The organism is Acinetobacter sp. BSP-28 (assembly GCF_044130285.1).
Lineage (GTDB): Bacteria > Pseudomonadota > Gammaproteobacteria > Pseudomonadales > Moraxellaceae > Acinetobacter.
The window spans coordinates 85,160-97,940 of record NZ_JBIQOB010000003.1 but is presented as its reverse complement, the minus strand read 5'-3'; the positions used below and the strand labels follow the sequence as shown (position 1 = coordinate 97,940).

Below are 12,781 nucleotides of genomic sequence, written 5' to 3'. Positions count from 1 at the left end.
TTTCAAATGCCGGCATACCAACATGAATTTTATATTGCTTCCGCACTTAAAACCGTAAATTTTGATGGTACATTTGCCAGTTTTGAACGCCTTGATCAGCTGTTTAGCGCATTTAAAAAACAAATAGGTACACAAGCTACGGATTTTGTTCAGGATCCCCTAAAATTAAATACCGTCTACCTGATCTCCAGCTATATAGGGCAATTTATCAGTCAAAAATTGGGTGTTGATGAAAAATGGCAAAGTTTTGAAGAACTGCGAGCTAATTTTATAAAATTCCGCGATCGTCCCAATAACTTTGTACATAGCTATGCGCTCAATTGCAATAATCAAATTATTTTGCCACTGCACTATGTGGCAAAACATTTTTGTGAAGATGATTTACCACTCAGCATCAGCCAGGAAATTGAATCAATTATCCTGAATTATCAAATTACGTTTGCCGATGAACGCCTTAAATTTACCGAACAGATGCACGATTTACAAAGCATGTATTTCAAGGATTATCCGCTATTTTGTGGCTCTTCTTTTCAGAATTTGATCCAGATTTCCAATCTTGACCATAGCATGGCGAGTCTGGATCGTTTAGATGATCTCATGCGTGAAATTCGCCAGAACTATATGGTTTCAATTGATAAATTTTTAGAAGACGACGCACATTTTTTCTTTATCCTGTTTTTATCCGCTTATGTTGGACAGGTCATTGCCGAGCAAGCTGGAACTTCGCTACGCTGGTTCCGCCCGGAACAAGTCAGCCAGATGCTCGGGCAGCAAATCCCGGATGCTTTGACCACCTGCCGGATTGCCCAGATTAATGCTTCCATCTTTTTTGTGACCCAGCATATTTGCCAGTTTTTATTTGAACGTGTTATTCCCGAATCAAGCAAACAATATGTTTTGAATGCCCTGCAAACCATTAAAGCCACCAGAAATCCTATTTATTTGGCCGAAGATACGCAAAAGACCAATAGCAATTTACAGCAATCCCCATTTTATGAAGCCTTATATCATGCAGGTCAATTATGTCATTTTTTATTGCTGCATATTCATGGTGTGGTTCCCCGTACCTCTTCCGAGCAAAGCCTGACACCCACCAGTTTTCCACCGGGCAATACCTTTTTTAGCCACATGGATGGACCGGATGGACCATTAAGACAACTGGATATTAATGCTGAACAATACCCCCATAATGTGCTGGGTTATGAAATGTATGCCTGTCTCCCTCATCTGCGAACCGATGCCATTTCCCTCCATGTCCGTAATTACGGCGAACAGCATATGAATATCCATTTAGTCATCCCTTTTTTCCAAGTATTTGACTATCGTGGTTTTTGTATTTTGCAGCCTTATTTTCTCAGTAGCGATGCAATTACCAACAAAAATTTACCCGAGATTTATCAGGCAATGGGCGCATTTTTTAAAGGCATTCAAGACAGTGAACGAAACCGTCCAGCCGCTTCACATATTTGGGCTGACTATTACAAGCCGAGCAAGCTGCCTTATCCAAAGGCAATGCAACACAACATTCCACAGCTGATGTCATAAAAAATGTTAAAAAAAAAGCCTCCGTACAGGAAGCTTTTTTTTAAGTTAGAAAATTATTTTGCGTAAACAGGGAATTTAGCGCAAACAACTTCAACTTTTGCTTTAACAGCAGCAATCACAGCTTCATCACCTTTGGCATCAAGGATGTCAGCGATCCAACTAGCAAGATCACGTACTTCAGCTTCACCGAAACCACGAGTTGTTACAGCAGGAGTACCGATACGGATACCAGAAGTAACGAACGGAGAACGTGGGTCGTTTGGTACAGAGTTCTTGTTCACAGTGATGTGAGCAGCACCTAACCAAGCATCAGCTTCTTTACCAGTGATATCTTGTTTGATTAGAGATAACAAGAATAAATGGTTTTTAGTACCGCCAGATACAACGTCATAACCACGAGCGATTAGAACTTCAGCCATAGCTTGAGCATTCTTAACCACTTGTTGTTGGTAAGTTTTGTATTCAGGAGCCATTGCTTCTTTAAAGCAGATTGCTTTAGCAGCTACAGCGTGAACCAATGGACCACCTTGGTTGCCTGGGAATACAGCTGATTGTAATTTTTTCTCAATTTCTTCGTTTGCTTTTGCAAGGATTAAACCTGAACGTGGACCACGAAGTGTTTTATGAGTAGTCGTTGTCGTTACGTCAGCAATTTGCACTGGGCTTGGGTAAACACCAGCAGCAACCAGACCCGCAACGTGAGCCATATCTACAAACAGATAAGCGCCAACTTTGTCCGCGATGTCACGGAAACGCTGCCAGTCTACAACTTGGCTATAAGCAGAGAAACCAGCCACGATCATGCGTGGTTTGTGCTCTTCAGCTAAACGTTCAACTTCTTCGTAATCGATTTCGCCAGTTTCTGGGTTTAAACCGTATTGAATCGCGTTATAAGTTTTACCAGAGAAGCTTACTTTTGCACCGTGAGTCAAGTGACCACCGTGAGCCAAGCTCATACCCAAAACTGTGTCGCCTGGGTTAAGAAGGGCTAGGTAAACAGCAGAGTTAGCTTGAGAACCAGCATGCGGTTGAACGTTAGCGTAATCAGCACCAAAAAGTTCTTTAGCACGGTCAATTGCCAATTGTTCAATAACATCTACATATTCACAACCGCCATAGTAGCGTTTGCCTGGGTAGCCTTCTGCATATTTGTTAGTGAGTTTTGATCCTTGAGCTTCCATTACTGCTGGTGAGCAATAGTTTTCAGAAGCAATCAACTCGATGTGCGCTTCTTGGCGAGCATCTTCATTAGCGATTGCTTGAGCGATTTCTGGATCAAATTCAGCAATAGAGATATTGGCAAACATTAGCGAGGTCCTATTAAATTAGGGCTTTTAAGCCGTGCTAAGATTGGCGCGTATTGTAGCATGAAGTTTATAAATGTTGAGAATGAACTTTACTCAGTTTTAAATAAAAAAATGCTCATGTTCAAAAAAACATGAGCATTTTATTGAAACCAAGTTATTGAATTGGCATTAGAGATTTTACATCTGCAACAATATTAGGAATATTCGCAGTATATGCAGTTGTATGATCCCATGCTGGGTCTTCTTCCAAAACTATAGTATTCGTCATTCCTAGATTCTTCGCATTGGTAATAAGGTCAGCTGTCGCATTTGCTGGAACAGTCCTATCAGACCCACCTTGGTATATCTTCACTGGCGTCGTAACTTTCACCGATAAGGGCTGAGAAGTGCTACTTAAAAATGTTGAAATTGCAGGTACTTGCATAAAATCACTTTGTGTTAAATAACCTGACAATGAATTAGTTGTGTTGGCGGCAGTTGCCATTTTAATACCAAAATCCAGCCCCAATGGTTCTGAACAGATTGTTTCAGCTTGAGTGGCTATTGTTGCTGCATTTGTTTCAAAGACTTGAATATAGGTAGGTGGTGATGATTGACCTTGCATTCCCGCATTAATCAGTGCGGCATAAGTATTTAAAGAAGCTAAGGTAGAAACTTGATCTTTAGCTGGTAAATTCGCTACAAGCAGTTTTCCTGTATCAAAAATCGTTTTTAAATTAGACGCAGGTGCAACTGCAACAGTTCCTTTATAGTCAAGATTTGCACGCGAAGCATATTGAGCTGCCCCTAATGCTGCGTGTCCGCCTTGAGAGTGCCCTACTGCCATCCATTGATTAGATACTTTTGCTCCCAGATAATTACGTGCAGCGACAACCGCATCAGTAATTGAATAAGCCTCGCTTTTTAAATTTAGGAAAGGATGAAACTCATGACCACTTGGCTCGCCCAAGCCTTCATAATCAGGTGCCACCACCACATAACCTGCACTTAAAAGTTGAGTAATCATCCCTTCAATCTCTACCCTCAGTTTGCTTCGACTAGGTGCACACTGATCTGCCACGCCAGTGGTACCATGCGCCCAAACCACAATTGGCCAACCTGTTACAGGTGCCGCTGTTTTCGGTGTAATGACCAATGACGTCGCTTGAACTTCCTGACCATTCACCCCCAACATTTTATAAGTCATCACCAAGCTTTCACCTGCCACGCTGGTCATATTTGTTTCGTTATAGACTGCGGTTTTTACCACAGGATCAGCAATATTATTTAGAGGAATAGATGTGTCAGGCTGAACAATGACGCTGCCATTATCTCCATTCCCGGATCCATTCCCCGATCCAGATTCATTCTCATCTCCACCGCCCCCGCCACCGCAGGCGGTAAGTAAAAAGGCACTGCTGATTAACACTGTTAATAATGTTTTTTTCATTTTGCATTTCCTTATATATTTTTTTATTTTGATGATTTTTAAGTAATCATGAATACAAACTATTACCTTTATTTAATATTTGAACAATGTGATTTAACATCAAATTAAAAATACAAAAATAGACTGGATTACCATTAATTCAAATTATTGATTTTTATAAATTTTATTTTTATATTTTTACAAATATTAAACACTATTAATTTAACAAAATATGTCTGCTTTTATTTGTCTGATTCCAGGCTTGCTGTGGGATTTGGCTGTAGAAGTCTAAAAAGAAAAATAGTCAACAAAGTGGTCCCTTTTTATGCGGTACCGATGACCAATCAACAAAAATAACCTCTTAAAAGTCAGCATCAAACGGATGGCGACCGTATTCGTAAATACAAACAATTAAACAGAAATCAAAGGATATTTTTACAATTTCTCAAATAAACCTTGATTCAGACAATGGGCCGCCCTGATATCCATTATAGCGCTTACATTTCGCGTGATACTTTCAAAGCAGCGCATTTAAACAGCAGCCCGGTATAGAAATCATCCTGAATGAGGAAAAGAGCGTATTTTCAGTTTGTATCGGTATATTTGAAAATGTTAAATTTAGCCAAACGATCGCAACGGTTATGGACCTGTCATGCAAGCAATTATTCTCGATACCGAAACCCATACTTTAAATGGACAGCCGATTGAGATTGCTTATGCGCCGGTCCAAATCCATGACAGCAAACTTTCCTTAGATAAGAGTGAAATTTTCGACCAGCTCTATAGTGTCGATGAACCCATCTCTTTTGCCGCCATGGCAGTACACCATATTCTGGAATCCGAGCTGGTGGGTCAGCCTCACTACACGACTTTTAGCCTTCCACAGGAAACCACTTATATTATTGGTCATAATATTGATTATGATATTCGTGCCATTGAGAAATGCGGTGTAGATACCAGCAAGATCAAAGCCATTTGTACCCTTGCCCTTGCCCGTTTAGTCTGGCCAGATGCCGAAGCTCATAATATTTCTGCCCTTATTTATATGATCAGCAAAGGCAGTGAAAAAGCCCGTGAAATGATTAAAAAAGCGCATCGTGCCGATATGGATATCATCTTGACTGCTAATATTTTGATGCATGAAATCCACCATTTAAACATTCAAAATATTGAACAGCTTTATCTGGCATCGGAAGATGCACGTATTCCTCGTACCATTAATTTCGGTAAACATCGGGGTAAAGCAATAGCGGATTTACCTGCAGACTATATACAATGGCTGCTTCGTCAGGAAGATCTGGACCCTTATTTGCGCAAGGCGCTCGAAAAAGTCAGCATTTTCACTTCATAATATTTTGATTTGTAATATTATTTAAATAATATTGTCATTATTCCTATCTACAATCGGCCTTAATTTAGCGGGGAGTAAATTAAGGCATGAATCAATATCATAAAACTGATTTAGGCATTGAAATTTTAAAACAACGCTCACTCAATCTGAATGCCCGTCAACGTAGACTGCTACTACTGATTGGTACGGATGATTTTGACCTGCTTCCTGAACAATTTAAGCGCCGTATCGCATCACCCGAATTAATTGAACAGTTGCTGGAAATGGGACTTATTAGTCGTCCAGCTAGCCAGCCCGTTCAAGCACCAATAACATCCAATACCCTAGATACAGAAATTGAAGTCAGCCTTCCTCTGCAAAATACCAAACTTAAAGATCATGCTAGCGAAGCGATTTGTGCTCCTAACATTTCCCAATCTTCAATTACGGATGAAAATACTGAGCAGGTATCCTGTCAAAATGAAATACAGATGACCATAGAAGTCCTGGATTTTGAACAGGTCAAACAATTCATGGCTCAACTGCTGCAACGACATTGCGGTTTAATGGCAAAACAGCTGATTAATCGTATTCTGTCTGCGAATGATTTACGCAGTTTAAAACAGTGTCAGATGCAATGGATTACAACATTACAGGAAAGTCGCATAGCTCCACAGGAATTAAACCAATACCTCAACCAGATCAACTGTTCGCTACAAAAGCTTCCGAGCTGATCAAGCTTAAGAGCTTTTTTATGTTTCGTTATTTATTTAAGGTCTTAACCATTTAAGAGATATTCGTTTTTATACTTATAAAACAATAAGATTATACTTAATTTACCACAGCCAGATTAAACTGGAACCCATAGCTTGATGCTAGATACGACCTTAGCTGAATGGCAAATATTTGCTAAAACCCCCATATAGTAAATATTTCAGGGGATTTCATGATGACGACCTTACATTATTTAGAATTTCATCCAGCTGACAATCCCATGTACTTAAAAAAAGTTGGCAACTGGGTACTGACATTTTTAAGTCCTAGAGATGATCTGACTCATATTCAACTTGCCATTACCAGTGTATTGCCGCGCCAGCTCAGTGAAAACTTACAACCCCTTCGGGTCATTATTGATCAGACAGAAATTGAAAATCGCTGGTTAATCCAGCAAATTATTTGTTATGACAGCACACAAGGCAAGGATGAAATATTGAGTTGTGATGATGCCATGGGAATTAAAGTGATTAAAAACATCATGCAGGAATTTAATAAATATGATGTAGAGCTAAATTTAATTTAAGCAGTGGCCTTTTCTTCACTTCGATAAGCTTTCTTTAATAGTATTTATTTTTTAAAATTTTATTTAGAGTAGTTTTACTGCATTAAAAAAACTCACCTTTAACAGTGAGTTTTTATTTTTTATCGATTATTAATACTAAACTTTTATAATAGATATCTTTCATAAATCAAAAAATGTTCAATATTAGATTTTTTTAAATCAGCACTGCCGCATTTGATTGTTGTGATTTTGATACCTTTGCGTAGGCAATATCTCGACTTTTGAAAGGTCAAAAGTCGACAAAAACCTTTTGGTTCCCATACACAACATCCTTGTCGTGATGGGAAACGTGTGGCATCCATGCCACACTCATGAATCTAATACAGGTTAAAATCTATTTTTTCTTTTAACTTTACGAACAGTTTATAGTCATTGAAAAATGATATATGAAAGAACGCTAATATTTTCATTATTCAATAACGCGATAAATACTGTCAGAAGTACGGCTTTCAAAAAGCAACTCAATACTTGGACGAATAATTTCACCATTTACCACTATATGTTCAATCTTTTGAAATAATGAGAGTTCATGCAATGCTGAATTTTCCGGAATTGGCCGTAATAATGCTTGTACTGAATGAATATTGCTAAATTGGTCTTGAACCTTCACCTCGATCAGTTGAGTCATCTCATTCTCCGCTCTCTTTATCTAACCAGTCTTTTTATAACATACGTTTTATTTATCCATAATTTAGAGATGTTAAACTTCTTGGCAATGTAATTTTTTATAAAAAAATAGATGATATTTCTCTTAAATATGTTATTTAGAAAAGGCCTAACTTTTAGAATAAACCATGTCAATCCATCTGAATCATCTAAAATGAATACTGCTATCACTAGGCTATCTACAAACCGTTTTGCTTATTAAAATAAGAAAGCCCGCATTGCTGCGGGCTTTTATGTTGGAAGGCTAGTGCTGATTTTTTGTTTCAACCCGAAGGTTGCAAACTCAACAAGCTGTCATTGATCCGTCCAACCACTTTATAGCGTCTCTCGACCTACTGTATTTTTAATATAAAACTCGAAAATGAAATAGGCAACCCTGCTCAACATTTATACACATCAATTCAATGAAACTATTATTGTATATTTTATAAATTCGTGAAAAATAGACGCTGGTTTAACAGCAGCACATTAGATTTAGATAAACTTTGAATAGGGCTAATGTTTAATGATTTATCTCTGCTATTTCCAAACCAATGATGACAAATATTTTTATAATTAAAATCAATAATATATAATTATTCTTATCTTTTTTAATAACAACTTACAACATTATGACGTTCAGGTTTGCAAGCTTTTATCGTAGATAAGATAACTGGTCATACAATCCATTTTGAATTTTTTATTTCAATGAATCAGGTGAAAGGCTGTTTTATATATTCCCCAGAAAATTTTGAGCTAAAAATACGGATCAATTGATCCGTATTTTCCATGGCTCAGGCTTAAATACCCATACACATATATTTAATTTCCAGGTAGTCTTCAATACCGTATTTGGAACCTTCACGTCCTGTGCCAGACTCCTTGATTCCGCCAAAGGGTGCAACTTCTGTAGAAATCAGGCCTTCGTTAATGCCGACCATCCCATATTCTAGTTCCTCACCGACTTTCCAGGCACGACTTAAGCTTTCAGTATAGATATAAGACGCCAAACCAAACTCGGTGTCGTTTGCCATCTGGATTGCTTCTTCATCTGTACTGAATTTGAATACCGGTGCAAGTGGTGCGAAGGTTTCATTTCCAGCCACCAGCATGTCTGGTGTCACACCTGACAATACCGTCGGCTCAAAGAAGGTTTGACCTAATTCATGGCGTTTCCCCCCTACCATGACTTTCGCACCTTTACTTACAGCATCGGCAATATGTTCTTCAATCTTCTCAACGGCCTGTTCATTAATCAACGGACCTTGTTCCGCACCGGCTTCAAAGGCAGGTGCAACTTTTAACTTTTGCACGGCAGCTGCCAATTTTTCAAGAAACTGATCATGAATATTGGCATGTACCAAAATACGGTTACTACATACGCAGGTCTGACCACTGTTACGGAATTTCGAAGCCATTGCCCCTTTCACAGCCCTGTCTAAATCAGCATCTTCAAACACGATAAAGGGTGCATTCCCCCCCAATTCCATGCTGATTTTTTTCATGGTGGAAGCACACTGTTCCATCAACAGCTTACCTACTTGAGTTGAACCCGTGAACGATAATTTTTTCACGACTGGGTGCGTAGTAAGAACACCACCAATTTCACGCGAACTGCCTGTAACCACATTCAGCACACCCTTAGGAATACCGGCCTGTTCCGCTAGTGCAACCAAGGCAAGTGCAGACAAAGGGGTTTCTGAAGCTGGCTTGATCACCACAGTACAACCTGCTGCAAGTGCTGGACCCACCTTACGGGTAATCATGGCATTCGGGAAGTTCCACGGTGTAATCGCTGCGACTACACCTACAGGTTGCTTGATTACAACCAAGCGACGACCTTGTTTATCATGTGGAATCACATCACCATAGGTACGTTTTGCTTCTTCGGCAAACCATTCAATAAAGCTGGCACCATACAGGATTTCACCACGACTTTCTGTTAAGGGTTTCCCCTGTTCAGTACTTAAAATGACTGCAAGATCCTCCTGATTGGCCACAATCAGGTCAAACCATTTACGCAGTAATACCGAGCGTTCTTTCGCAGTCGTATTTTTCCAGGAATGAAGTGCAGCCTCGGCAGCCAGTACAGCTTGTTCCACTTGTGCAGTTGAGACACTTGGCACTTGTGCAATGGTTTCACCCGTTGCAGGATTGGTCACAGCAAAGCTTTTGCTATTTGCTGTATCCATCCAAAGACCATCAATAAATACTTGTTGTTTCAGTAAGTCTGGATTTTTAAGTTGCATCTATATTCTCCTTAATAGACGCCTGGCACGGCGCTTTGAGCTGGTGCTACGCCATTTTTAAATTTAGACAGCGATTGTGTCATCGATTTCATCTGTAAGATGGGGATCTACACCAACAGCAACGAATTCTGTACCCAAAGCTAAATATTGCTTTGCAAAATTTTCATCTGCTGAAAGGATACCTGCTGCTTTAGCTGCAACACGGTTTTTTGAATACTTAAGACTTTCACTTCCTGTACTTCAATAGATCCCGAATTGCCTGGATGTCCAGGTGCTGCAGCATGATCTGCAAGATCAATGAATATAACATCCACAGCCTTTCCATTGTTTATTAAAGATGAGAAGTACTGCTTGGCAAGGTTTAGATTCAACTATGGCAACCCAAGACAACAGCTTAAAACGCTGTTAAATTAGACTGGAATTTAATCTTATCTACTACAACCCCAATACTAATTCTATTTAAATACGAATTTATATAATGAATAGAATAAAGATTAAAAAATTAAATAAAGCTAATAAAAGATGATAAATACACATTTTCTACTTTTGAAAAAGGTAAATACCAGGTCAAAGCCAAGCAGGTTCATACACTAAAGCAATAAGCCGCTAAGCAAATGTAAAAAGTTTCTTTAATAGATATTCCATATTTTGAATTCTGTTTGTCCATTTACTTTTTCTTTCATTACATATAATTGAAGTATCTGCAGTTTTACAGATACTTCTTGCTTTAAAATTAATAGTTAATGGTATAACTTAAACCAAAAGTCCGACCTTCTGCGGGAATCGCTAACAAGGAATTGGCATTGGTCACAACAGCCTGTTGAGCAAATACTGTTTTGTACTGATTGTCCCATAGATTATAAATACCAAAATCTACCCGGCCTTTAGCCAGAGGGAAATGAGCCAATACATCCATGGTGCTATAACCTTTAATATCTGCAGCGCTATTACTATCACTCATACCTGCTGCTTTTAGTTTCTGGTCATCCTGATATGCTCTATCTGTTCCTTTGACCGCTTGTATTTGTGCACGGACACCATAGCCCTCATCGTTATTCCACTCAGCAAATAGCGTTCCCTTCATCGGCGAGACTGTAAAAGCATTGAGTTCATGCCAATTATCTGCGGCATCTTTATATTGTCCCCGTGTATAAGCTAAGGTACCACCAACCTTATAATTTTCCATAAATGGATAGCTAATATTGGCTTCTGCTCCATAAACCCTTTGATCGGTATCTACTACATTTACCGAGCGATCTGAGTTGAACTGTACTACCTTATCAGACGCATTATAAAAACCTGTTAAACCTAAATTTAGACCGGTGTCCTGATTTAAACGCCAGCCTAATTCATAGCTGTTTACAGTCATCGGTGCAATACCAGAAGTGGTTAAGGTATATGCTGCTACATCACGCAGTACACGTTGTACATCTGGATAGCTATAACCTTGAGAGAAGTTGGCATAAATTTGCTGTGCGTCTGTTAAATCATAGACTGCCCCTAAATTGAATAGGAACTTATCAGAATCTGTCGAATCAGCAGCCATTAAAGTAATCGGTTTACGTGCAGTTAAGTAACTATCGGTATCGGCTTGAACATATTGATAACGTACACCGGCCTGGATATTCAAACGATCCGTTAATGCATAATCCCCTTGTACAAATGTCCCTATATTCTGGATTTCTGTATCTGGTCCGGAACCTTGTTTTTCACCTGTAGGGGTATATACCAGACCATTATTACTTGGCTTATAAAAATCAGCCCACTGATGGTCTTTTTCCCAGTCGTAGTCCAAGCCATAAGTCAGCTTTAAATCCCGATCAGCGACTTGCAGATCGGATTGAACTGTAGATCGAATCCCTGCATAGTCTACATCGGACTGACTTTGTTTGACATCAACGCCATCAGCAGAATATCCATAAGGTACAAAACGGGCTTTTTCATTACGATAATACGCTTCCACATTCAAAACCTGCCCAAGGAAATCCTGGTTTTGGTACTGCGTATTTAAAGCATAGCGTTCTGTAAAAGGCTGATTATCTAAGCTCCAACCTTTAATGGCTTTATAAGAAGGTTCAGTTTTAGTTTGTAAATAAGAATAGTCAGGACCATATTCGGTATCCTGTTCATCTTTATAATATTGTGCGCCGAAACTTAAGCTTTGATTGTCGGTTAAATTAAAGTTTAAACGGCCATTTACATCAACGGTATCGGTATCCATGGTGCTGCCCTGCCAAGGGCTTAACGAGATACGGTCGTCTTTACCATCAAACTGTGAACCTCGGCTGGTATAATCTACTCCTAAAAAACCGTCCATTTTGTCATTATTAAATGAAGCGGTTTGCCCCACTTGATAGGCTAAACTATCACTACGGAAATTATCAGCTGAGGTTACCCCTAACTTTGTTTGAAAGCTGGCTGGTTTAGATTTATCTGCGCGTTTAGTAATAATATTAATAATACCGCCAGTCGCACCTGAGCCATAGATACTGGTTGCTCCAGAAACCACCTCAATATGATCAATCATATTTGGACTGATACTATTGAGCTGACGCGCCACGTCACGGGAACCTGTCTGTGAAACTCCGTCAATCATGACCAGTACATTACGTCCACGCATGGTTTGACCATAATTACTCGTCGTCCCAGTACTTGGTGCCAATGAAGGTACAAGTTGCGCTAAAACATCTGCGACTTTGCGACCAGCTCCTGCCTGTTGAGCAATTTCTTCACCTTTGATGGTTTGAACAGTTCCCGCAATCTCACTAATAGTTTTAGGTGTCCGGGTTGCAGTTACCACAATAGGAGCAAGTTTGATAGTTGTATCTGAGCTATCCAGTTGCGTTGATGGAGGACTTACCTCTTCTGCATAAAGATGTGTAGAAATAGCCACAGCAAGAAGACACAGACTAAATTGAGATAGTCGCATTTTCATTCCTTTGATAATCAATATTATTA

At 39.3% G+C, this 12,781-nt stretch carries 10 protein-coding genes and 1 pseudogene; 5 read left to right on the top strand and 6 right to left on the bottom strand.

Going from position 1 to position 12,781, the window contains the following annotated elements:
• The first annotated feature begins 6 nt into the window (after positions 1-6).
• On the top strand, positions 7-1,545 hold the full coding sequence (locus ACE01R_RS03025; RefSeq protein ID WP_395546025.1) for a hypothetical protein: 1,539 nt from the start codon (positions 7-9) through the stop codon (positions 1,543-1,545).
• A 53-nt stretch (positions 1,546-1,598) separates the two neighbouring features.
• On the opposite strand, the gene glyA is transcribed toward ACE01R_RS03025, so the two are convergent.
• Both glyA and ACE01R_RS03015 read right to left on the bottom strand, forming a co-directional pair.
• The gene (gene glyA / locus ACE01R_RS03020) at positions 1,599-2,852 is read right to left on the bottom strand and encodes a serine hydroxymethyltransferase (protein ID WP_395546024.1); all 1,254 of its coding nucleotides are present in this window, start codon (positions 2,850-2,852) and stop codon (positions 1,599-1,601) included.
• A gap of 154 nt (positions 2,853-3,006) precedes the next feature.
• Entirely contained in the window at positions 3,007-4,281 is a 1,275-nt protein-coding gene (locus ACE01R_RS03015) for an alpha/beta fold hydrolase (protein ID WP_395546023.1), read from the bottom strand.
• A 631-nt stretch (positions 4,282-4,912) separates the two neighbouring features.
• On the opposite strand from ACE01R_RS03015, the gene ACE01R_RS03010 reads away from it, so the two are divergent.
• The 3 genes from ACE01R_RS03010 (at position 4,913) to ACE01R_RS03000 (ending at position 6,890) form a co-directional block, all read left to right on the top strand.
• Entirely contained in the window at positions 4,913-5,611 is a 699-nt protein-coding gene (locus tag ACE01R_RS03010) for a putative quorum-sensing-regulated virulence factor (protein WP_395546022.1), read from the top strand.
• Positions 5,612-5,697: 86 nt separating this feature from the next.
• Positions 5,698-6,324, top strand: coding sequence for a hypothetical protein (locus ACE01R_RS03005; RefSeq protein WP_395546021.1), 627 nt, complete (start codon positions 5,698-5,700; stop codon positions 6,322-6,324).
• Positions 6,325-6,539: 215 nt separating this feature from the next.
• A complete protein-coding gene (locus ACE01R_RS03000; protein ID WP_395546203.1) occupies positions 6,540-6,890 on the top strand; it encodes a hypothetical protein in 351 nt (116 codons plus the stop codon).
• Between the two features lie 448 nt (positions 6,891-7,338).
• On the opposite strand, the gene ACE01R_RS02995 is transcribed toward ACE01R_RS03000, so the two are convergent.
• From ACE01R_RS02995 to ACE01R_RS02985, 3 genes are all read right to left on the bottom strand, one after another.
• Positions 7,339-7,557: a hypothetical protein gene (locus ACE01R_RS02995; protein WP_395546020.1), complete on the bottom strand. Its 219-nt coding sequence runs from the start codon at positions 7,555-7,557 to the stop codon at positions 7,339-7,341.
• Positions 7,558-8,374: 817 nt separating this feature from the next.
• A complete protein-coding gene (locus tag ACE01R_RS02990) occupies positions 8,375-9,823 on the bottom strand; it encodes an NAD-dependent succinate-semialdehyde dehydrogenase (RefSeq protein WP_395546019.1) in 1,449 nt (482 codons plus the stop codon).
• A gap of 140 nt (positions 9,824-9,963) precedes the next feature.
• The gene (locus tag ACE01R_RS02985) at positions 9,964-10,137 is read right to left on the bottom strand and encodes a hypothetical protein (protein WP_395546018.1); all 174 of its coding nucleotides are present in this window, start codon (positions 10,135-10,137) and stop codon (positions 9,964-9,966) included.
• Here ACE01R_RS02985 and ACE01R_RS02980 point away from each other — a divergent pair.
• Positions 10,127-10,237, top strand: a pseudogene (locus ACE01R_RS02980) (IS1595 family transposase); the annotation flags it as partial. The gene ACE01R_RS02985 and the pseudogene ACE01R_RS02980 overlap by 11 nt on opposite strands.
• 319 nt (positions 10,238-10,556) lie before the next feature.
• Here the strand turns inward: ACE01R_RS02980 and ACE01R_RS02975 are convergent.
• On the bottom strand, positions 10,557-12,752 hold the full coding sequence (locus tag ACE01R_RS02975; protein ID WP_395546017.1) for a TonB-dependent receptor: 2,196 nt from the start codon (positions 12,750-12,752) through the stop codon (positions 10,557-10,559).
• Positions 12,753-12,781: the final 29 nt, after the last annotated feature.